Raw genomic sequence first — 24,637 nt, 5'->3', positions numbered from 1 at the left:
CACAGGGGGAGTCGGACGTGTCCCACAGCAGCCAACCTGTCTCCAGACGGAACGTCGTCCAGGGCGCCGTGCTCACCAGCGCGGCCCTGATGGTCAACGTGCCGTCGGCAACCGCGGTCGCCGGAACTCCCGTGCACCCGGCTCCTACCACCGTCGGTGAGGGCGGTCTCTTGAACTACACGGAGGGCTCGGCGGCCCTGCGGCCCGACCGTACGGTCAAGAGCGCCTGTCAGTTCTGCAACTCGAACTGCGCGATCTCGGTGGGCGTCCGGGCCGATCGGGTCATCAGCGTCGAGGGTGCCTCCGGCGACCCGGTGCAGCGGGGCAACATCTGCGTCAAGGCGCCGATGATGGCCGAACTCACCCACAACCCGCTGCGGCTGACCAAGCCCTTGATCCGCACCGGCGGTCGGAAGGGTTCCAAGGAGTCCGCCTTCCGGGAGGCCGGCTGGGACGAGGCGCTCGACCTGATCGCCCGACGCCTCCTCGCGCTGCGCGACAGCGGCCAGGCCGCCTCCATCGCCAACCGCACCACCGGCCGCCTCCCGCGCGGGACCGGCTCGCTCGTCGCCCGTCTCTTCGCGCTCCTCGGCAGCCCGAACAACACCGACGTCGGGCCCACCTGCAACGACGCGGGCGGCAACGCTCTCAAGGCGACCTTCGGTCTCGGCAACTTCACCAACGGGTACGGCACCGACGGCGCCACGGGCCGGGACGACCTCGGCTCGGCGGACTACTTCCTCTTCCTCGGCACCAACCAGGCCGAGACCCATCCCGTCACCTTCGACTACCTGCTGCGCGGGCGCGCGGCCACCGGCGCCAAACTGGTCGTCGTCGATCCTCGGCAGACCCCGACGGGTGCCCTCGCCGACGAGTGGATCGCCCCCAAGCCCCACACCGACCTCGCGCTCGTCCTGGGCATCCTCCATCACATCCTCGACAAGCGCCTGTACGACCGGGAGTTCGTCGACCGCTGGGTCCTCGGCTTCAAGGAACTCCGCACCCACATGGCCGCGTCGGGATACACCCCGGAGTGGGCCGCCACGGTCACCGGCGTTCCGGCCGAGAGCATCCGCCGCATCGCGCGCGAGTACGCCCGCGCCGGGAAGGCGGCCGTCTTCTGCAACGCCGGCATCTCCCACCAGCTCGGCGCCTTCGACACCTACCGCGTCCTGACCTTCCTGGCCGCGGTCACGGGCAACATCGGCCGGCTCGGCACCGGGTGCAACTTCATGCACAACACCTGGCCCGGCGACCTGCACCTGCCCGAACTCGCCGTCCGGACCCCCGACGTGGGCACCGCGCTGCCCGTGGGCCCCGACTACTTCGCCGAGGCGATCCTCACCGGCGAGCCGTACCCCCTCAAGGCGATCATCACCCAGGGCAACCCCCTGATCTCCTCCGCCAACACGGAGAAGGTCAAGGAGGCCTTCCGCACGCTCGACTTCTACGTCTACACCGGCCTGTTCATGGAGGAGGCGGCCCACTACGCCGACGTCGTCCTGCCGGTGAGCTCGCCGCTGGAGTACGAGGGCGTCTACATGCGGCGGGACGACCGCGCCATCCGCTGGCAGGAGGCGGCCGTCCCGCGCTGCGGCGAGTCGAAGACCGACTACGAGATCTGGATCGACCTCGCCCACGCCTTCGCGCGCCAGGACCGGCACAACCCGTCCTCCTACTGGACCGACGCCTTCCCCCTGGAGTGGAAGGACTACTCCACCCTCTGGGCCGAGTTCGTCGAGCACACGCCGGGCATGGGCGGCATGACGCGGAAGCGGATGCGGAAGCGCTCCGAGCCCCTGCGCTGGCCCTGCCCGTCGACCGACCACCCCGGCGTCAGCGCGCTCTACCAGGACCATCCCTCCTGGTACCAGGCCGCCGAGTCGCTCGGGGCCGCCAAGGGGCAGCGCTTCCTCACGCCCAGCGGCAAGATCGAGATCTTCACCGAGGAGCTCGACCGGCAGCTCGCCACCGCCGGGCACGGTGCGCTGCCCGTCTTCTACACCCACCCCGAGGTGACCGGCGGACACCCCACGCTGACGTACGAGAAGCGCTTCGTCACCAGCCCGATCAATCCGCAGGCCGTCACGCATCCGGTACGGCTCGGGGTGAAGGGCGACGGTTCCGTCCACCGTGACTACCCGCTGATGGGCATGACCGGCCGGCCCAGCGTGGTGCACTTCGCCTCCGTCACGCACTGGACGCCCACCGGGGCGCGGCTCAACGGGATCCGGCTCCTCCAGATCCACCCCGACACGGCCCGGCGGCTCGGCATCGAGGACCGCGACGAGGTGATCGTGGAGAGCCCGAGGGGACGGGTTTCGGCCACGGCGCTGTACTGGGAGGGCATCCGTCGGGACACCGTGTTCCTGCCCAACACCTTCGGCCCCGCGCAGAAGCTCGCCGAGGATCTGGGCGGCGACTCCTACGAGGCGGCGAACACCCTCGTCGACGACCGCTACTACGACAACCTCTCCGGGCAGCAGGCGTACAAGTGCTTCGCCTGCCGCGTATCCAAGGCTCCGGCCTGATCCGACCCCTCGACCGGCCCGGCGGTCCACCCCCGCAACACACCCCTCGCCGGGCATCCGGGCCCTGCCTCCACCGCGCCACCCCACCCGGTGGAGGCAGGGCCATCTCCTTTGCCGGAAAGGCGAATACGCAGGATCTCGTCACGCCTCAGATTAGTTGCGCAAAGATTCGACAACTGTGAAACTAGACAGATGTCACAGCTTGAGGTGATCCAACCCGTGTCCTGCTGCACACCCGTCATAGCCGCGCCCCTCGACGAGGAGCGGGCCGCGGGCACCGCGAAGATGTTCAAGGCCCTGGGTGACCCGATCCGGCTCCGCATCCTGTCCATGATCGCGTCCGCAACGGGTGACGGGGAAGTGTGCGTCTGTGACCTGACCAGCCCCTTCGACCTCTCCGCGCCGACGATCTCGTACCACCTCAAGATCCTCCGCGAGGCCCAGTTGGTGACGTCCGAGCGCCGGGGGACCTGGGTCTACTACCGGATCCGCCGGGACAATCTCGGCCTGCTCTCCGGCCTGCTCGCCGTGCCGAGCGTGGAGGAGCTGGCGGTCGCGCCGGCCTGAGCGCGCCAAGTCCGGCTGTGGCAAGTCCGCTGTGGCAAGCCCCGGGTGCGGCAAGCCCCTGCGCTACCCGGTCCGACCGGACGTCAGACCAGAATGCCGAGGCCCAACCCCTCGGTGGGCGTGGACGGGGCGGGGGATGCCTTCCCCTCCTTGGCTCGAAGGGGCTGTTCGCCGCCGCACGCACAGGGGCGCAGCCAGCCCCTCTCGACCGCCTTCGCTCCCGCCTCGAACCTGCTGCGAGCGCCGAGGCGTTCCAGGAGGTCGGCGATCATGCGGCGTGCGGTGCGCAGGCCCACGCCGAGCTTCTTGCACACCGCTTCATCGGTGAGGCCCTGCCCCATGAGGCGCAGCAGCTCTCTCTCCAGCGGGGTGGGCTGGTCCCCCTCGCAGACGCCGGGGGCGTCCAGGGACGTCATGGTCTCGCAGAGGCGCTCGAACAGCGCGATCAAGCCGGCGAGGTATCCGGCGCCCGTCACCTGGACGGCTCCGGCGGCCGGGTTCTGCGGATCGAGCGGAAGGAGCGCCGTGGTGCGGTCGAAGACGACGAGCCAGAGGGGCAGGGTCGGCACCGTTCCCACCTTGCCGCCGTTCTGTGCGAGCCAGCGGGCGTGGGCGAGGCCGGTGCGGTCGTTGTAGATGCTTTCGAGGTAGACGTTCCACACCAGGACCCCGCGGTCCAGCAGGTGCTGGTCCAGCGGGCGGCGGGCGCGCAGGGCCTCGGCGCTGTTCGCGTCCGCCGGCAGCAGGGAGACGCACTCGGTCGTCGTCCGTCCGGCGAGGCGTTCCATGCGCGCGTGGATCGCGGCCTGCGACTCCAGACGCTCCCAGCCGGCGTGAGTGCCCCGGGCCTGGGCATCCTCGTACTCCTCCGAGAGCCGGTCAACCGCGGCCTTGATGTGGACGAACTCCGTCTGGCGACGCAGGAGTTCGGACTGCTGCCGCTCCAGCATGGTGCGCAGGGCGAGCGGGGGCCGGGTCGGAAGCAGTGTTCCTGACGCATGCCGCAGCAGGGAGAGTTCGAGCAATCGGCCGATGCCCCGCTGGACGTCGGCTTCGGGTGCGTCGAGGCCGGCGAGCAGATCGACGACCTGGCACCCCGGGTGGTCGAGCGTGAAGCGGTAGATCTCGTGGGCCAGTTCGTTCAATCCCAATGACTGCAACATCCGCCCCCCACAGGTGTGTTGCTGAATTGAATTTCTTCAAGATAGCACGGTGGTTGATCGTTCGAGCGGGCCGCGCTGCCCGATTCTGATCAAGTGAGGCAGCATGTTGCCCGGCAACTTGCTGCACTGGGAAGCAGCTTCTCAGCCACCCCGAAGTCACCGCAGGCTCGAACGCGTCACCACCGGCGTCCACGGCGCCACGACCTTCGGGAGAGGCTTTGAGCTCGTTCGAGACAGATCTGCGGATGAAGGCCGAGAGCGTCACGATCCGACCCCTGCAGACCTTCGACAAGCGGGTGAAGGTCCTCGGTTCCAAGAGCTACTCCAACCGCTACCTCGCACTCGCCGCCCTGTCCGGCGAGGCGACCACCATCGAGGGCGCCCTGGTCTGCGACGACACGCAGTTCCTCGCCGGCGCGCTGCGCGCCTTCGGGCACGTCGAGGTGGACATCGACGCCGCGGCCGAGCGGATCACCGTCACGCCCACCGGCAGGCCCATGGTGGCCCCGGCCGACGAGGTGTACGTCGGCGCGGCCGGCACCCCCATCCGGTTCCTGATCGCCATGGCGGGCCACGCCGACGGGACGACCGTGCTCACCGGCACCACGCGCATGCAGGAGCGGCCCATGGGCTCCCTGCTCGACGCGCTGCCCGGCGTCGGAGTGGCGGCCGAGGCGGTGCGGGGCAACGGCAGCCCGCCCATCAAGGTCACCGGTCCGAGCTTCCGCGGCGGATCGACGCGGATCAGCGGCGCGGTCAGCTCGCAGTTCACCTCCAGCCTGCTGGTCAACGCCACGCGCGCCGAGCAGGACACCGAGGTCCATGTCATCGACGACCTGATCTCCAAGCCGTACGTGGAGATGACGATCGCCGCCCTCGCCGAGATGGGCGTCGTCGTCGAGCGCGACGGCTACACCCGCTTCAAGGTCGCCGCCGGCCAGAAGCTGCGCGGCGGCACGGTCGCCGTCGAGCCCGACGCCTCCGGCATGTCCTACTTCCTCGCCGCCGCCGCGGTGCTCGGTGGCACGGTCACCATCCCGGGCATCGGCAGGACGTCCAAGCAGGGCGACGTCGGCCTCGTCGACGCCCTGGTCCGCATGGGCTGCACGGCCGAGGTGACGGACGACTCCATCACCCTGACCGGCGGGGAACTCCACGGCATCGACATCGACATGGAGACCATGCCCGATGTCGTCCCCACCCTCGCGGTCGTCGCCGCCTTCGCCCGGGGCACCACGCACATCAGCAACATCGCCAGCCTGCGGATCAAGGAGTGCGACCGCATCGCCGCCGTCACCACCGAGCTGCGCAAGATGGGCATCACCGTCGAGGAGCACGCCGACGCGATGACCATCACCGGCGGCACGCCCCACGGCGCCGTCATCGACACCTACGACGACCACCGCATCGCCATGTGCTTCGCCATCGCCGGCCTGCGCACCGAGGGCGTCGTCATCACCGACCCCGGATGCGTCGCGAAGTCCTTCCCGACCTTCTGGAAGACGCTCGACGGCCTCCACGGCGACGACACCACGGGCACCCTGTGAGGGCCGGAACCCCGGGGATCCTCCTGGTCCTCGACGGCTGGGGCCACGCGGAGCCGAGCGACGCCAACGCGCTGACCGCGGCGGCCACGCCGTACCTCGACGGGCTGCTCGCCACCTGCCCGAGCGTCCTCGCCGAAGCCTCCGGCACCGCCGTCGGCCTGCTCCCCGGGACGGTGGGCAACTCCGAGATCGGGCACATGGTCATCGGGGCCGGGCGGCCCGTCCCGTACGACAGCGTGCTCGTCCAGGAGGAGATCTCCAGCGGACGCATGCGCTCGAACACGACCCTGACCGAGGTGCTGACCGGCCTCTCCGCGTCCGGCGGGACCCTGCACCTCATCGGGCTCTGCTCCGACGGCATGATCCACGCCGACGTGCGGCACCTGCGGGAACTGCTGCGCATCGCCGCGCGGTTCTCCGTGCCGGCGGTCCGGATCCACGCCGTCACCGACGGACGGGACGTCGCCGACCACACGGCCGCCGCCTATCTCGGCCTCGTCGACACGTTCGTCGCGGAGGCCGGCATCGGCCAGGTGGCCACCGTCGTCGGGCGCGGCTACGCGCTCGACAAGAGCGGCGACCTCGAACTGACCGAGCAGGTCGCCCGCGCCGTCGTCGACGGCAAGGGCGAAGCCGTCAGCGAGCCGCGGGAGGCGCTGGAGCTCACCCGGCGGGGCGACGAATGGGTGCCGCCCTGTGTCGTCACGGGAGCCGACGGCCGGCCGCTCGGCCCCGTCCAGGACGGCGACGCCGTCCTGTTCACCAACTTCCGCAGCGACCGCATCCAGCAGCTCGCGGACGACCTGTACGGGCGACTCGCCGGCCGCGGGGTCAGCTTCCTCAGCCTCGCCCAGTACGACACCAAGGCGTCCATCCCGCCGCTGGTGCACCGTTCGGACGCGGGGGGCGGCCTCGCCGCCGAACTCGCCGCGCACGGCGTGCGTTCGGTCCGCATCGCCGAGGCCGAGAAGTTCGAGCACGTCACGTACTACCTCAACGGCCGGGACGCGACCGTCGTCCCCGTCGAGGAGCACGTCAGGGTCACGGGTGACCTGGCTCCCGACTACACGGCCCGGCCGGCGATGAACCTCGACCGCGTCACCGAGGCGGTGATCTCCGCCGCCGGCCGCGACGACGTCCCCCTCGTGGTCGCCAACCTCGCCAACATCGACGTCGTCGGCCACACCGGTCACTTCGACGCGACGCGCCAGGCCGCGGAGTGCACCGACCACGCCGTGGAGGCCATCTGCCGCACCGCGCGGGCGACCGGGCGCTGGGTGCTGCTCGTCGGAGATCACGGCAATGCCGAGAAGATGCTCACCGACGCCGCCGAAGGCGGCCGACCGTACGGCGGTCACACGACCAACCCGGTCCCGGCCGTGCTCGTCCCGGCCGCCGGGCAGCGGGCCGCCGTGCCCGCCGGACCCGCCACCCTCGCCGACATCGCGCCCAGCGTCCTTTCGCTGCTCGGGCTCGCCCCGGCGCCGCGCATGACCGGGCGGCCCTTGTGGTGAGCGCGGGAACGCGCGGGCGCCCGACAGCCGACACGTCCCCTTTCACCCCCACACGACCGGAGACCTCCCGATGACCTCGCGCCCCCGGCTCGCCCTCGTCGGCGACCGCAGCGACCGCGTCCCCGCCCACGCGCGATTCGACGAGATCGTGCCCGCCTTCGGCGTGGACGTCGACTGGCTCCCCAGCGGCACCGTGACCGACGCCGTCGCCGCGTACGACGGCATCTGGGTGGTCCCCGGGTCGCCGTACGCCAGCCAGGCGAACGTGCTCCTCGCCATCCGCACCGCCCGCACCCTCGGCATCCCGTACCTCGGCACCTGCGGCGGCTTCCAGCACGCGCTCATCGAGTACGCCCGCAACGTCCTCGACATCAAGGACGCCGAGGACGTGCAGTACGACGCGGACGCCTCCACCCCGCTGATCGTCCCGCTCTGCTGCTCGCTGGTGGGAGAGACGGCGCCGCTCTACTTCGCGCCGGGCAGCCGCCTCGCCTCGGTCTACCCGGGTGTGACGGAGACCGTGGAGACGTACCACTGCAAGTACGGCCTCAACCCGGACTACGAGGAGCAGATCCTCGCCGGTTCCCTGCGGGTCACCGGCTGGGACGCGGAGAAGGCACCCCGCGCGGTGGAGCTGCCCGATCACCCCTTCTTCGTCGGCAGCCTGTTCCAGCCCGAGTTGTCGTCGACGGCGGCCCAACTCCACCCGCTCATCAGGGCGTTCCTCGACGCGGTGGGTGAGCGGGCCGGTCGCGGCCATTGACATGCCGATCTCTCTGATTCGATACTTGTGTAAGTAAAGAGAGTTCGAATCAGATGCTGTATCAGATGCGTGGGAAGGAAGTGGGTTCATGACCACGAACTCGACCGAGGCGGCCGAGCAGGAGTCCGCCGGCGGCTTCGCCACGGACCCGACCGCCGGCGCGGGTGCCTCGCAGGGCGGCTGCTGCGGCGAGCCGGCCGACGCCACCGGCTCGGTCGCCGGCGGCCAGGGCGGCGGCTGCTGTGGTGAGCCCGGCGGCGGTTGCTGAGAAAGACGCCCCAGATGACGGACACAGCCCAGGGTCAGGGGCACGTCGCGGCGCGGTCCGCGGCTGCCGAGTTCGACGCGGACCGCGCCCTGACGACGCTCCAGGCCCTGTGCGCGCCGGACATGCAGGGCCGCGCGCCCGGCACGACCGGGCACGACCTGGCCACCGAGTTCCTCACCGCCGAGCTGACCTCGTACGGACTGACGCCCGCGCGCGACAGCTTCGCCATCCGCGAGATCATGCGACTGGCGGCCCAGCCCACCCTTCGGGTGGACGGCGGGGGACTCGACCGCGAGCTCGCCCACCGCGCCGAGTTCGCCGAACACCCGCGCTCGGGACCGATGCCCGGACCCGTCGCCGGGAAGGTCTCCGACGACGCGGGAGAAGGGGAGTGGGCGGCCCTGTCCACGGTCCCCCAGGGGAACGCCTTCGCCGAGCTCGCCGAAGCCCTGGCGGCACGCGGGGCCGTGGGCATCCTCACGGCACAGAACGCGGACGCCTCCGGATTCCTCACCAAGCGGGTCCAGGGCCCGACGCCCGTCGGCCTCCCGGTCGTGGCCGTACGGCCGGACCTGCTGGCCGCCGCCGTCGGCGGCGTGATCACCGCCCACGTGCCGCTGGTCCGCGTGCCCGCCACGGGCACGAACATCGTCGCCACCCTGCCGGGCAGCGACCCGGAGGCGACGCCGATCCTGCTCAGCGCGCACTACGACGGTGTCGGATCCGATCCCGAGCGGCACTTCCCGTGCGCCGGCGACAACGCCAGCGGAACCGCGGTGCTGTGCGAGGTCGCCAGGGTGCTGACCTCGTCCGAGCCGCTGCCCCGGCCCGTCGTCTTCGCCCTGGTCGACGCCGAGGAGATCGGCACGCTCGGCTCCGGGCACCACGCACGCGCCCTGCACGAGGCGGGCATCCGGCCCGATGCGCTCAACCTCGACATGGCCGGCAAGTTCAACGGGAAGGTCGCGGTCGAGCTCGGTCCGGCCGATCCCGCCCCGCGGCACATCATCGCCGCGCTCGACGGCGCCGGCCGACGTCTCGGCATCCCGCTGTACGCGGGAACGGTCTCGTCCGACAACCGCCGTTACGCGTCCGCCGGCTTCCCCGCCGCGGGCATCGGATTCGGGGCGGCGCACTACCACTCGCCGCTCGACAGCCCCGAGCGGATCGACCCGGACGCCTTGTACAAGGCGGGGCGGCTCGTCCTGGAGACGATCCACCGCCTCGCCACCCAGAACTGATCTCCTTCACCGTCCTTTCCCTTCAGGAGTCTCACCATGGCCGCGGCCCAGCAGTCCGTCTCCACCCAGCTCATCCAGCTCGCCCCCACCGTCGGCGAGCACCACGCCACCTTCTCCAAGAGCTACCAGGAGTTCTTCGGCGCGGTCTTCGACCACGAGGCCCTGGAGCCCAAGACCCGTGCCGCGGTCGCCCTGTGCGCGGCTCTGATGCAGGACCGCGAGGAGACCGTGCGGTCCTTCCTCGCCGCCGCCAAGAAGCTGGGGCTGAAGAACGAGGAGATAGGCCAGATCGCCGGCATCGTCGAGGCGATGAAGCTGGACGCCCTGCAGCGCCCGGCCGTCCAGGCCGTCGCCGCCGCGGCCAAGAAGGCCAACACCTGCTGCTAGTCCCGTCCTCGCTCCACTCCGACCTCTTCTCGAAGGACTGCGGCAAGTGACTGATCCATCCATCAGAGGTGCGGGCTCCGTCGTCGTGCTCGGAGGCCGCAGCGAACGGGAGTTCAGCGTCGTACGGGACCTCGGCTACCGCGTGGTGCTCGTGGACGAGCAGGTGCCGTGGCACTGCATGCCCTGGGTCGACGCGCATCTCGACGTCGACCTCGACGACCGGGACGCGGTGGCCGAGGCGATCCGCTCCGAGCTGGGTGACGAGGCTCCCGTGGCCGTGCTCACCCACACGGAGCCGCGACTGCCGCTCATGGCCCACCTCAATCGGCTCCTCGTCGACACCCCGAGGGGGCTGGACGAGACCGCCGCCGCGAACTGCCGCGACAAGTGGCGCACACGGACCGTGCTCACCGAGGCCGGCCTGCCCGTGCCCCGCTTCGCGCTCGCGACCACCGTGGAGGAGGCGCTCACGGCGGCCGAGGACATCGGCTACCCGGTCGTCGTCAAACCCCGGGACGGAGCGGGTGCGTTCGGGGTGCGGTGCTGTGCGGGCGAGCGCGAGCTGCGCGAGGCCGTCGCCGCCCTGTTCGCCGCTCCCGCCGGCTCGCTGGCCGGCGCCCTCGTCGAGGAGTACGTGGACGGCCCCGAGTACGCCGTCCAGACCGTCACGTACGAGTCGAAGACCAGCGTCCTCAGCGTCTTCCGGCAGCGCATGACCCCGCCGCCGGTCTTCGTGGAACTGGGATACGAGCACCCGAGCGGCCTGTCGGATGCCGAACGCGACGAGTTGGAGCAGCTCATGCGGGACGTCCTCGGCGCCCTGAGCCTGAACGACTGGATCAGCCACACCCAGATCCGGCGCGGCCCCGACGGCTTCCGCGTCATCGAGGTCAACGCGCGGCGCCCCGGCGGCCGTCTCGTCGAGATGACCACAGCGGTCAGCGGCGTCGACATGACCGAGGCCGTCACCCGCCAGGCCCTGGGACTCCCGCGGCCCGCCCCGGCGGCCACCGTCGCCTTCGCCCGCTACGCGAGCATCGTCTTCGACACCTCCGGCACCCTCCTGTACGACGAGGTCGCACCGGAGCCGGGGGCGTTCGGCCCCCTCGTCGAGGTCGAGGTCGAGCCCGGTGAGACCGTGCGGCCCAAAGAACACCCCAACGGTGGTGTGTACGGCCGCATCGTCGTCTACGGCGACACGGCCGACGAGCTCGACCGGGCGGAGCGCGGGGTCCGGGACGCGCTCAGCCTGCAGGTGGTGTTCGGTGACGGCCTCGGTCCGGCGGAGACCGACAGCCGCGAGTTCAAGTCGTGCTGCTGAGGTGGCCCGGATGACCCTCACCGACTCCACCACGGCCGTGGCCGGGCGGCACCGGATCGACGTGCGGACCTCGGTCCACGCGATCGACGGCGCGGAATGGAACCGTGCCGTCGCCCGGGCCGGCGGCAGCGTCTTCCACACCTGGGAGTGGCTCGCGGCCTTCGAGGACGCCCCGCCGGGCAGCTTCGAGCCCCGCCACCTGCTGGCGTACCGCGGCGACGACCTGGTGGGCGTGTGCCCGGCGTACCTGGTGCACGACTGCCCCCGCCTCTCCTATCTGACGGAGCTCGCCCAGCTGGACCTGGGCGGGCCCGTGCTCATGGCCCACAGCCTCGCCGCACTCGACGGCGGACCCCTCGCCGTGCCCGGCCACGAGGACGCGCTCGACGCGCTGCTCGGCGCACTGGAGGAGGCGGCGAGGGAGGCCGGCGCACGGACCTGGGCCGTCGCGAACGCCCCCGCGGGTGCTCTCGGCGGACGGCTCCTGCGGCACGGCTACGCCACCGCGCACCTCACCACCTCGTACCGGTGCGCCACCGATGTGCCGTCCGTCGCGGACTACTGGAGCTTCGAGGCGGGGCGGCTCCGCCGGAAGCTCGGCAAGGAGCGCCGGGTCTCGGGCCGCGGGTACACGGTGGCGGAGGAGCCGGCGGACGCCGCCACCCTGGTCCGCCTGGTGCACTCCATCCTCAAGGACCGCGGCACACCCACCGACGTCCTGCCCGAGGCGTTCCTCCACGCGCTCAAGCACCGGCTCGCGCCGTACGAGCGCATGGTCACCGCCGTCGACGCCGAGCAGGAGACCGTGGGTGTCTTCGCCGGCTGGCAGTTCGCCGGGACCTGGTCGATGTGGCTGGCCGGTCTCGACACGGAGCGGCTGGCGTCCTTCGTGCCGTACCGCGCGATGGCGGCCCGGCTGATCGAGGGCGCCGTCACCACGGACGTCGCCTCCATCGACCTCGGCCGCTCCAACGGCGCGGAGAAGCGCAAGCTGGGCGCCCGTCCCGTACCGCTCTACCTCGCCCTGAACACCTCCGACCGTTCCGAGAGGGCCGCCCTGCACGCGGCCTGCCGCCGCCTCGAACAGCGGTGCCAGGGACCCGACGAACAACTCGACATGATCAGGCGGTGCTGCTGATGAACGCCGACACACGCCAGAGCGTGGCGTGCGTCTCCGGACGCCGCGTCGTCGACGTCCTGAACCGTCTCGACGTGCGGTCCGTCCTGCTCGACGACCCCACACCCCTGGACCTGGCCTGCCAGGTCGACGTCCCGCTGGATGTCGACCTGGACGACTGGGACGCCGCCGAGGCGGCGCTGCGCTGGCTCCACGCCACCCGCCCGTTCGACGCCGTCTTCAGCGTCTACGACGCGCACCTGCCGCTGGCCAGCTACCTGGCCGCGCGGCTCGGGACCCGCGGCCTCGACCTCCGGGCCGCCCTGGCGTGCCACGACAAGATCCGCATGCGGATGCTGCTCGCCGGCGGGGGAGTGCGCGTCCCCGACCACCTGCCGGCCGCCGATCCGGCGGACGCCTCCGCCGCGGCGCGGCGCCTCGGCCTGCCCGTCGTCGTCAAGAAGGCGACCGGCTCCGGAGGGCGCGGCAGCATGCTCTGCCGCACCGCCGAGGAGGTGACCCGGGCCGTCGCGGTGCTGGGTCCCACCGCGCTCCTCGTGGAACGGGCCGTCGAAGGCCCCGAGTACGCCGTCCAGAGCATCACCGCCGACGGGCGGACCGAGGTCGTCGGCATCCTGGCCCAGCACGTCGGACCCGGCCCCCGGCAGGCCGAGACCGGATACGACTTCCCCTCCGGGCTCAGTCCCGAGAAGGAGGCCGAGGTGGCGGCCTTCGTCACCCGCGCCCTCGCCGTCCTCGGCTTCGACCACGCGGTCTCCCACGCCCAGGTACGGCTCACGGAGGACGGCCCGGTGCTCGTCAACGTCGTCGCGCGTCCGCCCGGCGGGCAGCTGTGCGCCGCGACCGAGCGGCTCAGCGGCATCGACCTCACGCGGGCGGCCGCCGAGATCGCCCTCGGGCGTCCCGTCACCCGGAGCGCTCCCAGCGCGACCCGGGTCCTGTACCGGTGCGTGACCACCGACAGTCCCGGCAGGGCCTGGTACGACCTCGACGGCCTCGACGCACCCGCCGTCACGCTCGACGTCGAGCCCGGCGACAGCGTCCGCAGCGTCGAGGACCCGCAGGGCGGCAGCTACGGCCGCATCGTCGTCTACGGCGACGACCCGGCGGAGCTGGAGAGCAGATACCGCGCCATCTTCGAATCGCTCCGACTCCGCGTCGAGCCAGACAACCAGTAGGTGATGGTCCCTTGACCCTTCGCGTCCTCGTCCTCAGCGGCCAGCGCACCGCGCGGCAACTGAAGGAACACACCGACTACGACGTCGTGTTCGCCGAGGAGAACATGACGATCGAGCAGGTCATGCTCGCCGACTACCCGCTGGAGGTGGACTTCGACGACTGGGACGGCGTGACCGCCCTGGTCGCCCGGGCCCACGCCGACCAGCCGATCGACGCCGTCGTCACCGGGGTCGAGCGGCTCGTCCCGCTGGCCGGCCGCCTGCGGGCCGAACTGAAGCTGGGGCACGGCGTCTCCGAAGCGGCCGCCCGCGCCTGCATCGACAAGGCCGAGACGCATCGGCTGCTCGCCGACGCCGGGGTACCCGTGCCCCGCAACCGGGTGGTCTCCGGCACCCGGGAGGGCGCAGAGGCCGCGGACGAGCTCGGCCTTCCCGTCGTCGTCAAGCCGCGCGACGCCTCCAGCGCCGCCGGCCTCGCGTACTGCGCGAGCCGGGAGGACGTGGAGCGGGCCGTCGGTGACATCCTGGCCGCGGGGCGCGACTCCGCCCTCATCGAGGAGTACGTGACCGGCCCGGAGTTCGGCGTGTTCGCCACCAGGGTCGGCGGCCGTACCCAGGTCGTCTGGGTGGTCGAAGGCGAGGTCGGGCCGCCCCCGACCTTCGTCAAGCTCGGGGGGTTCTTCCCCAGCCGCCTCGACGGGGCGCGGCGCGCGGAGCTCGACGAGCTCGCCGACCGGGTCCTCGCCGCCGTCGGTCTCGACGACTGGGTCGCGGCCCTCCAGTTCACCCTCACCGCCGACGGCTGGCGGGCCGGTGAGATCAACCCCCGGGTTCCCGGCGGCCAGGCCGTCGAGATGATCCGCTCCACGACCGGCTACGAACCGAGCCTCATCGCCACCGAGGCCGCCCTCGGCCGCCACGCGGAGCCGCGGGCGTCGAAGGCGCCCGCCGGGCTCTACCGCAGCATCGTCTTCGAGGCGGGCGGGCGCATCGACTACGACGCCGCGGCGAGCGGTTCGCTGAGCGGCCTGGAGTCCCCGCTGCCGCCGTTCGTCGAGTTCGACGTCAAGCCCGGCGACGCCGTCCTCCCCGTGGAGCACCCCAAGGGCGGCGCTTTCGGTCGCATCGTGCTCGCCGGCGAGAGCCTGGAGCAGCTGGAGCGCGACTACGCGAAGATCCGGGAGCAGCTCGCGATCCGCCTGGTCGACGACGCCGCCGCGGACGCCGCTGTGGACCGTCCGCACACCAGCTGCTGCTGACCAACTTCCGTTTGACGAAGATCTGTTGACGCTCAACCAGCCACGTGATTCGATACTTTTGAAAGTATCGAATCAAGACGCGGGGAGGAGGAAGCATGGCTGACGACATGATCGGCTCGGGCTGCTGCGAGACCAGCGGCGCCGAGGACGTGGCCGAGGACGGCCAGGAGTGCGGCTGCGCCTGCGCCTGCTGCGACTGATCCCGACCCGGGACACCACGGCGGGCCGCACTCCGGCGGAGTGCGGCCCGCTGGAAGACCACCATCCGTCCACGACACATCAGAGGGGGCTCGACGTTGAACGATTCGCTCCGCGCGCTGCGCTTCATCTATGGCTACCCGCTGCGCTACCGCCGCGAGATCGTCACCGCCACGGTGATCATGTTCGTCGGTCTCCTGGGCAACATCGCCGTGCCGCTCCTGACCCGCTACGCCATCGACATCGGCATCCTGGGCGGGAAGTCCGGCAGCCTGCTGGTCACCTCGCTCGGCGTGCTCGCCGCCGGCGTGGCCACCACGGTCCTGCTGCACTACGGCAAGCGCATGCGGTTCACCGTGGCCAGCAAGGCCGTCAACGACCTCCGTGAGGACCTGGTGCGCAAGATGATGCACCTGGGACCGGCGGACGTCGCCGAGGCGTCCGGAGGCCGGGCGCTGACCCGTCTCATCTCCGACGCCGTCTCCGTCCGCGGTCTCACCAACGGCGGCCTGCTCGAACTGCTCAACCAGATCCTCATCATGCTGGCCATGCTGGTCACGGCGCTCGTGATCGACCCGCGCACGACCTTGCTCGCCTGCATCCCCCTGATCTTCGTCGTCATCGGCAACTTCACCGTCCAGCTCCGCCTGCAGCGGGCCTTCATCGAGCTGAAGAGCCAGTTCACCAAGCTCCTCACCGGCGTCGGCGAATCCCTCGCCAACATCAACGTGGTGAAGTCCTACGGCCGCGAGTCGGACGCCTCGGAGCGCCTGAACAAGGTCAACGAGGCCCACACGGTCCGCGACGGCCAGATGAAGCGCACGTACAGCCGCTGGGAAGCGATCCTCAACGTCGTCGGCGGCCTGCCCACCCCGATCGCCCTGTGGGCCGGAGGCAACGCGGTCCTGGACGGCACCAGCACCGTCGGCGACCTCGTCGCCGTGGTCGCCCTGGTCATGATGTTCCAGATGAGCATCCACATGCTCGCCATGCACGTGAACGGAGCCTTCCGCAGCGTCGTCACCGCACAGCGCCTGCTGCGCGTCATGGACGCCCCCTCCGTGCTCGCCGACCGTGCCGGCACCACCGACATCCCCGCACTGGGCGGCATACGCGCGACCGGCATCGACGTCGACATCGCCGGCCGCCGCATCCTGGACAAGGCCGAGTTCCACGTGGAGCCCGGCGAGGCGGTCGCCCTGACCGGCCCCACCGGCAGCGGCAAGTCCACCCTCCTCCACGTCCTCGCCCGGCTGCGCGACCCGGAGGCCGGCAGCGTCACGTACGACGGCGTCGAAGCGCGGTCGTACGAACCCGCCGCACTGCGCCGACGCATCGTCTGCCTGCCCCAGCGCCAGTGGATCTTCGAGGGAACCCTTGAGGACAACGTCCGCTTCGCCCGGCCCGAGGCCACCCGCGAGGAGACGGCGGACGCCGTCGAGGCCGCCGGACTCGCGCACATCCCGCTCGACCGCCGCTTCGGAGCCAGCACCCTGGACCTCTCCGCGGGCGAGCGCCAGCGCATCGGTCTGGCCCGCGTCCTGCTCGTGGACCCGGACATCCTGCTGCTCGACAACCCCACGGCCAACCTGGACGCCGAGACCGAGGCCGCGCTCCTGGAGACCGTCCTCCGGGTCCGCCAGGGCCGCACCCTGGTCATCGCCTCCCAGCAGCCGGCGGTCTCCGACTACGTCGACCGCACCATCGGCCTCGCCCCCCGGGAGCCCTCCGCGGGCGCCACGGCCACCCTCGCCGGAGCGGCAAGCCTGGACGGAGGAAAGGACTCATGACCACCACGTCCCCTCAGGTGCCCGACGTCGAGGACGACCGCGAGGCACGGCGGACGCTCCTCAAGGCCGTCCGCCGCTTCCTTCCCTACCTCCGCCCCAACTGGGGCTGGCTCACGATCGCCACCGCCATGGCCGTCGTGAACACCGTCGTCACGATCGCCGTGATGTACACGGTGATGGCCGGCATCGGGCACATCGTCATCGGCGACATGGAGGCCGTCCGCTCGACGGCGCTCAACCTCGTCCTGCTGACCGTCCTCGACAACGTCATCCGCATCACCTACAACTCGGCGATGATCCGGGTCAACGAGCGCCTGACGATCACCATCCGCAACGACCTCGTGGCGCGCCTGCACAACGTCCAGCTCTCCCGGCACGTCTCCCAGGCGAGCGGCGAGTGGGTCACCCGCGTGCTGTTCGAGGCCAACCGCTTCCGGGGCTTCCTGACCAAGACGCTGATGGAGATCACCAACAGCGTCATCTGGTTCATCGCCTTCGCCGTCTTCCTGCTCGCGCTCAGTCCCATGGTGGCCCTGCCCACCCTCGTCACCATCCCGCTGATGGTGTGGATCGCGGTGAAGTGGACCGCACGCCTGAAGCCCGACACCCGGGCGCAGCGCGAGGGCTGGGACCGTGTGGTGGGCTACCTCAACCAGCGGATCGACGGCCTCGCCGACATCCGCGCCTTCGGCCAGGAGGAGGCCGTCCTCGCCGACCTCCGGGACCGCTCGGAGGAGTACAGCACGGTCCACAACCGGCTGTCGCGCAAGCGCCTCTGGCTCACCTCGCACCTCGGCTTCAGCGTCTTCCTCGCCCTGTCCCTGCTGATCTTCTTCGGCGGACTGCAGATCGTGAACGGGCACCAGCTGGGATCCGGGTTCTTCTTCGACATGGCCTCCGGCATGATGCCGATGACCTGGATGCTCATGGGCACCGACACCATGATGGCGTCGATGGGCATGGCGTCCGGCACCGCCCTGGCGGCCGGCACCCTCGCCGCGTTCGCGCTGTTCGTCAAGCGCATGCTGAACCCCGTCCGCGACCTCGCCAACCAGATGGGCCAGGCGTCCGACATCGCCGCCTCCGCGCGCCGCATGCTCGACGTGCTCGACCTGGAAGAGGAGCAGAGCGGCTCCGGCACCCTGCCGCCCGTCGAGGGCGCCGTCGCCGTCGACGACGTCACCTTCGCGTACGGGGAAGGCCCCGACGTCCTCCACGGCATCACGCTGCACGCCGAGCCCGGCCAGCACATCGGCATCGTCGGCACGAGCGGCGCCGGCAAGAGCACGCTCATGCAGCTCCTCGTCCGGCTCTACACGCCGACGACCGGCACCGTCCGCATCGACGGGCACGACCTGGCCGAGATCAGCAGCGCCTCCGTGCGGTCGCAGGTGCTCCTGGTGACCCAGGAGGCCCAGCTCTTCGACGGCTCCGTCACCGAGAACATCCTCTTCGGCCGGCCCGAGGCCACCGAGGAGCAGGTGGTCGAGGCCGCCAGGCAGGTCGGCGCCCACGAGGTCATCTCCGAGCTCAAGGACGGCTACCGGACCCGCGTCGGCGAACGGGGCTCGCGCCTGTCCGTGGGCGAGCGCCAGATCATCGCCCTGGCCCGCGCCATGCTCGCCGACCCGCGCGTCATCGTCCTCGACGAGGCCATCTCCAGCGTCGACCCGGACCGTCAGCGCGTGGTCTTCGCGGCGATCCGCCGCCTCCTCGAAGGCCGTACCGCGATCGTCGTCGCCCACTGGCTGACCCTCGTCGAGGACCTGGACCAGGTCTTCGTCCTGGAGCAGGGGCGCATCGTCGAGTCGGGCCGCCCCGTCGAACTGCTCACCGCGGGCGGACGCCTCACCGAACTGTGCCAGGCCCAGGAGGGCCGTGCCCGCAAGAACACCACCGGAAAGGACAACGCTCATGTCTGACACCAACCTCGGAAGCATGTTCTGGACCGCCGCCCAGGGGACCCCGGCGGCGACCGTCGAGGCGCCGAAGACGTCGTCCTGCTGCGGCCCGAAGCCGGCCGCCGCGACGCCGGAGAAGACCGGGACGACCGAGGCGACCGAGACGAAGGGGGCGCCCGTCGTGACCGACGCGACGCCCGAGGCCGCGCGGGCCGAGGCGCCGAAGAAGTCCTCGTGCTGCGGCCCCAAGCCCGCCGCCGACACGGCCGAGAAGGCCGCGGCGCCCAAGGCGTCGTCCTGCTGCGGCCCCAAGCCCGCGGCCACGGCAGAGGCCACCCCCGTCGCGGCGGCCGCCGCGACGGCGAAGAAGTCGTCCTGCTGCGGCTGAACCACCCCCACTCGCCCCGTCCGAAGGAGGACAGATGACCTGGCGCACGACCACCACCCAGCCTGCGGCGCAGGACACGGAAGCGCCGCGGCAGGCCCGGCCCCGCACCCGCAGGGGAGCGGCGCGCCCGGCATCCGTGGTGGGCGTCGCCCTGGCCGGCGTCGTCCTCATGAGCGGCATCACCGGCTGTGGCCCGGCGTCGTCCGCCGCCGCCGGCAGCAGTGGCGGAACCAAGCTCGACGCGAGCTGTAGCGGCACCACGACCGAGGCCGGCCTTGAGGTCACCCTCAAGGTCAGCCCCTGTCCGGCCAAGGGCGGAGGAGCGGCGGGCACCGCCACGATCACCGTCAAGGACGCGGCGGGCAAGGCCGTCCAGGGCGCCAAGGTCGAGATCAACCCCGAGATGCCCAACATGAAGATGAAGGGCGGCAACCAGGCGGCGACCGCCGACGGCGACGCCTACGAGGCCAAGCTGGTGCTGGGCATGCCCGGAGACTGGCTGGTCACGGTCGTCGTCACACCGGCCTCCGGCAAGGAGACCTCCACGGCGTTCGACGTGAAGGCGGAGTAGGGCCCGTGCTGAGCAACCGCGCGCGGACCCTGCCCGCCTCCAGCACCGCCGCCCTGGACGCCCACATCAAGGCCCTGCAGGCGGACGGCGCCGACATCGTCAACCTCACGGGCGGCGAACTGGACTTCCCGACCCCCGAACAGGCGGCCGAGGGCGCCCGACGGGCGATCGCCGAAGGACGCACCCGGTACACCCCCGTCGCCGGCATCGGCCCCCTGCGCGAGGCGATCGCCCAGCGCCTCTCCTCCCGATGGGGCTGCGCCTACGAGCCGGCCCAGATCGTCACCACGAACGGCGCCAAGCAGGCGCTGGCCCAGATCTTCACCGTGCTGTGCGAGCCCGGCGACGAGGTGCTGCTCCCGGCCCCGTACTGGGTGAGCTTCCCGCACATGATCGCGCTGGCGGGGGCCGTCCCCGTCGTCGTGGACACCACCGGCACCGGCTTCAAGCTCACCCCCGAGGCCCTGAGGGCGCACCTCACACCCAGGACGCGGGTCCTCCTGCTCAACAGCCCCTCGAACCCCACGGGAGTGGTCTACGAGCGCACGGAGCTCGAAGACCTGGCGCGGATCGCCGTCGAGCACGACCTCGTCGTCGTCAGCGACGAGATCTACGGGGACCTCGTCCACGAGGGCGCCGCCTTCACGAGCGTCGCCTCCCTCGGACCCGAGGTCGCCGAGCGCACGGTCACCATCGGCGGCTTCTCCAAGACGTACGCGATGACCGGGTGGCGGATCGGCTTCGCCGCCGCCCCCGCGCCGGTGGCCGCCGCCCTCGCCGCGGTCCAGGGCCACACCAGCTCGGCACCGTCCTCGATCTCCCAGTACGCCGCGCTCGCCGCCCTGACCGGCGACACGGACACGGAGCTCGCCCGCAGGGCCGAGGAGCTCACCGTGCGCCGCGCGCTGATGCGGGACGGCCTCGCCGGCCTGCCGCCCCTGCGCCTGGCCGCACCGCCTCAGGGCGGCTTCTTCGCCTTCGTCGACGTACGCGGCCTCTACACCCGGCCCGACGACGACGCCGGCACCGTCGCCCGCGACCTGCTGGAGCACACCGGCGTCGCCGTCATGCCGGGGCGCGACTTCGCCGCGCCGGACCACGTGCGCCTGTCGTACGCGGTCGGCACGGAGGACATCTCCCAGGCGCTGCAGCGCATCGGCGCGTACCTCAAGTCCCTCTGAACTCAACCGAAGTCCCCCGACGAACGGAGTACCCCCATGAGCAGCGGCACCGCCACCGTCTTCGAGGTCCGCGGCATGACCTGCGGCGGCTGCGCCAAGCGCGTCCGCACCGCGATCGAGACGGATCTCGGCGAGGGCGCCGAGGTCGTCGTCGACCACAAGAGCGGCCACGTCACCGTCACCACCCCCGGCGACCTCGACCACGGCACGGTCCGGACGGCCGTCGAGCGCACCGGGTACGAGTTCGCCGGAACGGCCGCGTGAACCCGCCCGCCAAGCTGGCCCTCTTCGCCGTCGGCCTCGTCGCCTGCTTCGGCGTCTCGTACCTGCTGGGCAGCGCCCTGCCGCCCCTCTAGGCCCTCCCGCTTCGCCCCCCCCATCCGCTTTCCGCAAAGGAGTACGCAGTCATGGCAGGCACTGCCACGACGGCACCGGCCGTGGTCACGCTCGACATCGGCGGCATGACCTGCGGTGCCTGCTCAGCCCGGATCGAGAAGAAGCTCAACCGGCTCGAAGGCGTGACCGCCGAGGTCAACTTCGCCCTCGAACGCGCCCATGTCAGCTTCGACGACCGGCACACGGTGGACGAGCTGATCGGCACCGTCGAGAAGATGGGCTACACCGCCGTCCTCCCGCCGCCGGTCCACGCCCCGGCCCCGGCCGAGTCCGAGACCCGCGAGACCGCGGAGGAGGCGGCCGAACGCGAACTGGGCGTCATGCGCCGGCGCATCCTCGTCTGCCTCGCCCTCACGGTCCCGGTCATCGCCATGGCCATGATCCCCCCGCTCCAGTTCGACAACTGGCAGTGGCTCTCGCTCACCCTCGCCGCCCCGGTCGCGATCTGGGGAGCCTCGCCGTTCCACACGGCCGCCTGGAAGAACCTCAAGCAGGCCGGCGGCACCATGGACACGCTGGTCTCCCTCGGAGTCCTCGCCTCCTTCGGCTGGTCGCTGTACGCCCTGTTCTTCGGCTACGCGGGCATCACCGGCATGCGGATGCCCTTCCTGATGACCCCCACCCCGGGCCAGGGCCTGCACCACATCTACCTCGAAGTGGCCACCTCCCTCACCCTCTTCGTCCTCGTCGGCCGCTACGCGGAGCACCGCTCCAAGCATCGCGCCCGAGGCGCCGTACGCGCCCTGCTCGAACTCGGGGCCAAGGACGTCACCGCGCTGCGCGCCGGGCGGGAGGTCACCATCCCCATCGGTGAACTCGGTGTCGGGGACCAGTTCGTGGTCCGGCCGGGAGAGAAGATCGCCACCGACGGCGTCGTCGTCGAGGGCACGTCCGCGGTCGACGCGTCGATGCTGACCGGGGAGAGCGTCCCCGTGGAGGTGTCCGTCGGCGACGGCGTCGTCGGAGCCACCGTCAACATCAACGGGCGCCTCACGGTCCGCGCCGAGCGGGTCGGCGCCGACACACAACTCGCCCACATCAGCCGGCTCGTCTCCGAAGCCCAGGCGGGCAAGGCGCCGGTCCAGCGGCTCGCCGACAGCATCGCCGCCGTCTTCGTGCCCGTGGTCGTCGCCCTCGCGTTCTGCGTCGGCGGATTCTGGATCGGCAACGGGGGAGACACGGCGGTCGCGCTCACCGCGGCCGTGGCCGTCCTCGTCGTGGCCTGCCCGTGCTCCCTGGGACTCGCCACGCCCACCGCCCTCCTGGTCGGCACCGGACGCGGCGCCCAGCTCGGCATCGTGATCAGAGGCCCGCACGTGCTCGAATCCACCCGCCGGATCGACACGGTCCTCCTCGACAAGACCGGCACGGTCACCACGGGCACGATGCGGCTCGTGGAGACGGTCTGCGCCGAGGGCACCGACCGCGACGAGTTGCTGACCCTCGCCGGCGCCCTCGAGCACTCCTCCGAACACCCCATCGCCGCCGCCGTCACCACGGCCGCCGCCGGGGTCACCGCCGACCTCCCCGCGGTCGCGGACTTCCAGGCCCATGCCGGGTTCGGCGTCGTGGGCACGGTCGCCGCACGCGAGGTCGTCGTCGGGCGGCCGGGCTGGGTCGGTGAGCGGATGACCACTCCGGACTCGCTCCGGAGCCGCCTCGCCGAGATCGAGGGCAGCGGGCACACGCCGGTCGCCGTCGGCTGGGACGGACGCCTGCGCGGCCTGCTGCTGGTCGCCGACGAGGCCAAGCCCACCAGCCGCGCCGCCATCGACGAGATGCGGAGCCTGGGACTTCGCCCCATCCTCCTGACGGGCGACAGCAAGGGCGCGGCTCGCCGTATCGCCGACGAGATGGGCATCACCGAGGTCGAGGCGGAGGTCCTGCCGCAGGACAAGGCCGCCGTCGTACGCCGCCTCCAGGACGAGGGCCGCAACGTGGCCATGGTCGGCGACGGCATCAACGACGCGGCCGCACTCGCCCAGGCCGACCTCGGCATCGCCATCGGCGGCGGAACCGATGCCGCCATCGAGGCCAGCGACATCACCCTCGTACGGGGCGACCTGCGCGACGCGGCCGACGCGGTCCGGCTCTCGCGGCGGACCCTCGGGACGATCAAGGGCAATCTGTTCTGGGCGTTCGTCTACAACCTCGCGGGCATCCCGCTCGCGGCCTCGGGCGTGCTGAACCCGATGATCGCGGGTGCCGCCATGGCGCTGTCCAGCATCTTCGTGGTCACCAACAGCCTGAGACTGCGCGGGTTCAAGTCGGCCTCGCGGAAGCAGGACGAGAAGGCCGGGACCGAGTTCGCCGCCTCCGCGCGGCCCACCCCGGCGCCGGCCTCGTGATCGTCGACTCCATGGGTCTGCCGATGGCGCTCGTCGACGTCGACCAGGCGCTGAACGGGCGATGGCGGGCGTACGAGCACGAGGTGGACCTCGTCAGGGTCCAGGACCCGCCCGTGGAGTCCTGGCCCCGGCTGAGGGAGGCCGGCTTCCTGCCGAAGCCCCAGGTCGTCATGTGGCGTGCGGAGGCGCGGGAGTCGGAGGAGGAGTACCTCGCCGCCCTGTCGGGGAAGGACCGCTACGACATCCGGTCCGCCTTCCGCAAGGCGGCCGCGGCCGGCCTCCAGGTGACCACGGAACCCCTGACCGTCCCCCTGCTCACCGAGTTCCTGGAGCTGTACGAACGCCAGGTCTCCCACATGCGCCACGGCTGGGCGGTCGCGGTCCAGCAGCGCGGGAACATCCTGGCGGAGGCCGAGACGTACCGGGTCGTCGCGGTCCGCTCGGGAGGCGATCTGGTGGGCGCGTGCCTGAACCAGGACCTGCCGGCCAACGACGAGATGCGGGCCCGGTTCTCCGCCGTGACCGCCGGGCAGCGCGGCGACAGCCTCTCCCGCGTCCTGTACGCCGAGACGCTGCGCGAGGCCCGGCTCCGGGGGCGCCGCTGGGTGACCCTCGGGCGCGACATCAACCTCTACGGTCACGTGGGCAACGCCGGACTCTTCGGGTTCAAGTCGCGGCTCGGCTTCCGCGCGGTGCCCGGGCAGCTCGTCGAGCCCGGGAGCGGTTCGCACCAGGCCGACCGAGTGGTCCGCTTCGCCGAACTCTCCGACCCGACACTCCTGTTGTCCTACGGGCCGGTGGCCGGAGAGGCGGCGGCCGTGGCCGCCCCGCTGTGGCTGAACCTCTTCACCTCGTCCGAGGACATGGACGTCCGGCCCTTCCGCGGAGTCGGTCTCGCCGGCACGACCGTGCACACCGTCCACCCCGCCTGAGACCGCGGGCGGGCGTCGTGGCCATCCCCGTACACGGTGCCTGCCCGCTCCGCGT

21 protein-coding genes are annotated in these 24,637 nt (G+C 71.6%); 20 read left to right on the top strand and 1 reads right to left on the bottom strand.

From position 1 onward, the window contains the following. Window positions 1–17: 17 nt before the first annotated feature. Window positions 18–2,531: a molybdopterin-dependent oxidoreductase gene (locus AB0Q96_RS28365; protein WP_365330305.1), complete on the top strand. Its 2,514-nt coding sequence runs from the start codon at window positions 18–20 to the stop codon at window positions 2,529–2,531. Window positions 2,532–2,723: 192 nt separating this feature from the next. Then, window positions 2,724–3,098: a metalloregulator ArsR/SmtB family transcription factor gene (locus AB0Q96_RS28360; RefSeq protein WP_365330303.1), complete on the top strand. Its 375-nt coding sequence runs from the start codon at window positions 2,724–2,726 to the stop codon at window positions 3,096–3,098. Window positions 3,099–3,181: 83 nt separating this feature from the next. On the opposite strand, the gene AB0Q96_RS28355 is transcribed toward AB0Q96_RS28360, so the two are convergent. Then, window positions 3,182–4,249 carry a helix-turn-helix transcriptional regulator gene (locus AB0Q96_RS28355; RefSeq protein ID WP_365330301.1) on the bottom strand — a complete coding sequence of 356 codons (1,068 nt, stop codon included), beginning with the start codon at window positions 4,247–4,249 and terminating at the stop codon, window positions 3,182–3,184. 257 nt (window positions 4,250–4,506) lie between these two features. Between AB0Q96_RS28355 and aroA the strand changes: the two genes are divergently transcribed. The 18 genes from aroA (at window position 4,507) to AB0Q96_RS28265 (ending at window position 24,582) form a co-directional block, all read left to right on the top strand. Then, window positions 4,507–5,808, top strand: a complete 1,302-nt coding sequence (gene aroA / locus AB0Q96_RS28350) for a 3-phosphoshikimate 1-carboxyvinyltransferase (RefSeq protein ID WP_365330459.1) — start codon at window positions 4,507–4,509, stop codon at window positions 5,806–5,808. After that, window positions 5,805–7,322, top strand: coding sequence for a 2,3-bisphosphoglycerate-independent phosphoglycerate mutase (gpmI, locus tag AB0Q96_RS28345; RefSeq protein WP_365330300.1), 1,518 nt, complete (start codon window positions 5,805–5,807; stop codon window positions 7,320–7,322). The genes aroA and gpmI overlap by 4 nt, the downstream gene beginning before the upstream one ends. 70 nt (window positions 7,323–7,392) lie before the next feature. After that, complete coding sequence (locus AB0Q96_RS28340; RefSeq protein WP_365330298.1) at window positions 7,393–8,085, top strand: hypothetical protein; 693 nt, start codon at window positions 7,393–7,395, stop codon at window positions 8,083–8,085. Between the two features lie 88 nt (window positions 8,086–8,173). After that, entirely contained in the window at window positions 8,174–8,353 is a 180-nt protein-coding gene (locus tag AB0Q96_RS28335) for a hypothetical protein (RefSeq protein ID WP_365330296.1), read from the top strand. Window positions 8,354–8,367: 14 nt separating this feature from the next. After that, window positions 8,368–9,594, top strand: coding sequence for a M28 family metallopeptidase (locus AB0Q96_RS28330; RefSeq protein ID WP_365330294.1), 1,227 nt, complete (start codon window positions 8,368–8,370; stop codon window positions 9,592–9,594). Window positions 9,595–9,630: 36 nt separating this feature from the next. Next, window positions 9,631–9,981, top strand: a complete 351-nt coding sequence (locus AB0Q96_RS28325; protein WP_365330292.1) for a carboxymuconolactone decarboxylase family protein — start codon at window positions 9,631–9,633, stop codon at window positions 9,979–9,981. Between the two features lie 46 nt (window positions 9,982–10,027). After that, a complete protein-coding gene (locus AB0Q96_RS28320; protein ID WP_365330290.1) occupies window positions 10,028–11,302 on the top strand; it encodes an ATP-grasp domain-containing protein in 1,275 nt (424 codons plus the stop codon). A 10-nt stretch (window positions 11,303–11,312) separates the two neighbouring features. After that, a complete protein-coding gene (locus AB0Q96_RS28315) occupies window positions 11,313–12,440 on the top strand; it encodes a GNAT family N-acetyltransferase (RefSeq protein WP_365330288.1) in 1,128 nt (375 codons plus the stop codon). Further along, entirely contained in the window at window positions 12,440–13,618 is a 1,179-nt protein-coding gene (locus tag AB0Q96_RS28310) for an ATP-grasp domain-containing protein (RefSeq protein ID WP_365330286.1), read from the top strand. The genes AB0Q96_RS28315 and AB0Q96_RS28310 overlap by 1 nt, the downstream gene beginning before the upstream one ends. Before the next feature lie 11 nt (window positions 13,619–13,629). Next, a complete protein-coding gene (locus tag AB0Q96_RS28305) occupies window positions 13,630–14,877 on the top strand; it encodes an ATP-grasp domain-containing protein (protein WP_365330284.1) in 1,248 nt (415 codons plus the stop codon). 296 nt (window positions 14,878–15,173) lie between these two features. Continuing rightward, complete coding sequence (locus AB0Q96_RS28300) at window positions 15,174–16,865, top strand: ABC transporter ATP-binding protein (protein ID WP_365330282.1); 1,692 nt, start codon at window positions 15,174–15,176, stop codon at window positions 16,863–16,865. Further along, window positions 16,862–18,787, top strand: a complete 1,926-nt coding sequence (locus tag AB0Q96_RS28295; protein WP_365330280.1) for an ABC transporter ATP-binding protein — start codon at window positions 16,862–16,864, stop codon at window positions 18,785–18,787. The genes AB0Q96_RS28300 and AB0Q96_RS28295 overlap by 4 nt, the downstream gene beginning before the upstream one ends. Continuing rightward, entirely contained in the window at window positions 18,780–19,154 is a 375-nt protein-coding gene (locus tag AB0Q96_RS28290) for a hypothetical protein (RefSeq protein WP_365330278.1), read from the top strand. Before AB0Q96_RS28295 ends, AB0Q96_RS28290 begins: the two co-directional genes overlap by 8 nt. A 34-nt stretch (window positions 19,155–19,188) precedes the next feature. Continuing rightward, window positions 19,189–19,725, top strand: a complete 537-nt coding sequence (locus AB0Q96_RS28285) for a FixH family protein (RefSeq protein WP_365330276.1) — start codon at window positions 19,189–19,191, stop codon at window positions 19,723–19,725. Window positions 19,726–19,730: 5 nt separating this feature from the next. Next, window positions 19,731–20,906: a pyridoxal phosphate-dependent aminotransferase gene (locus AB0Q96_RS28280; protein ID WP_365330274.1), complete on the top strand. Its 1,176-nt coding sequence runs from the start codon at window positions 19,731–19,733 to the stop codon at window positions 20,904–20,906. Window positions 20,907–20,942: 36 nt separating this feature from the next. Continuing rightward, complete coding sequence (locus AB0Q96_RS28275; protein WP_365330272.1) at window positions 20,943–21,170, top strand: heavy metal-associated domain-containing protein; 228 nt, start codon at window positions 20,943–20,945, stop codon at window positions 21,168–21,170. A 143-nt stretch (window positions 21,171–21,313) separates the two neighbouring features. After that, window positions 21,314–23,650 (top strand): heavy metal translocating P-type ATPase, encoded by a 2,337-nt coding sequence (locus AB0Q96_RS28270; protein ID WP_365330270.1) that lies wholly within the window; start codon window positions 21,314–21,316, stop codon window positions 23,648–23,650. An 11-nt stretch (window positions 23,651–23,661) separates the two neighbouring features. After that, entirely contained in the window at window positions 23,662–24,582 is a 921-nt protein-coding gene (locus AB0Q96_RS28265; RefSeq protein WP_365330268.1) for a GNAT family N-acetyltransferase, read from the top strand. The last annotated feature ends 55 nt before the right edge of the window (window positions 24,583–24,637 follow it).

This window comes from Streptomyces sp. NPDC093111 (genome assembly GCF_040683955.1).
Lineage (GTDB): Bacteria > Actinomycetota > Actinomycetes > Streptomycetales > Streptomycetaceae > Streptomyces.
This window is presented reverse-complemented; position numbering and strand designations above follow the sequence as displayed.

What these genes read in the sequence shown, in the direction of transcription:
- aroA (WP_365330459.1), top strand. Translation starts at nt 4,507, where the DNA reads ATGAAGGCCGAGAGCGTCACGATCCGACCCCTGCAGACCTTCGACAAG.
- AB0Q96_RS28360 (WP_365330303.1), top strand. Translation starts at nt 2,724, where the DNA reads ATGTCACAGCTTGAGGTGATCCAACCCGTGTCCTGCTGCACACCCGTC.
- AB0Q96_RS28330 (WP_365330294.1), top strand. Translation starts at nt 8,368, where the DNA reads ATGACGGACACAGCCCAGGGTCAGGGGCACGTCGCGGCGCGGTCCGCG.
- AB0Q96_RS28335 (WP_365330296.1), top strand. Translation starts at nt 8,174, where the DNA reads ATGACCACGAACTCGACCGAGGCGGCCGAGCAGGAGTCCGCCGGCGGC.
- AB0Q96_RS28265 (WP_365330268.1), top strand. Translation starts at nt 23,662, where the DNA reads ATGGGTCTGCCGATGGCGCTCGTCGACGTCGACCAGGCGCTGAACGGG.
- AB0Q96_RS28340 (WP_365330298.1), top strand. Translation starts at nt 7,393, where the DNA reads ATGACCTCGCGCCCCCGGCTCGCCCTCGTCGGCGACCGCAGCGACCGC.
- AB0Q96_RS28270 (WP_365330270.1), top strand. Translation starts at nt 21,314, where the DNA reads ATGGCAGGCACTGCCACGACGGCACCGGCCGTGGTCACGCTCGACATC.
- AB0Q96_RS28315 (WP_365330288.1), top strand. Translation starts at nt 11,313, where the DNA reads ATGACCCTCACCGACTCCACCACGGCCGTGGCCGGGCGGCACCGGATC.
- AB0Q96_RS28290 (WP_365330278.1), top strand. Translation starts at nt 18,780, where the DNA reads ATGTCTGACACCAACCTCGGAAGCATGTTCTGGACCGCCGCCCAGGGG.
- AB0Q96_RS28285 (WP_365330276.1), top strand. Translation starts at nt 19,189, where the DNA reads ATGACCTGGCGCACGACCACCACCCAGCCTGCGGCGCAGGACACGGAA.
- AB0Q96_RS28275 (WP_365330272.1), top strand. Translation starts at nt 20,943, where the DNA reads ATGAGCAGCGGCACCGCCACCGTCTTCGAGGTCCGCGGCATGACCTGC.
- AB0Q96_RS28325 (WP_365330292.1), top strand. Translation starts at nt 9,631, where the DNA reads ATGGCCGCGGCCCAGCAGTCCGTCTCCACCCAGCTCATCCAGCTCGCC.
- AB0Q96_RS28295 (WP_365330280.1), top strand. Translation starts at nt 16,862, where the DNA reads ATGACCACCACGTCCCCTCAGGTGCCCGACGTCGAGGACGACCGCGAG.
- AB0Q96_RS28310 (WP_365330286.1), top strand. Translation starts at nt 12,440, where the DNA reads ATGAACGCCGACACACGCCAGAGCGTGGCGTGCGTCTCCGGACGCCGC.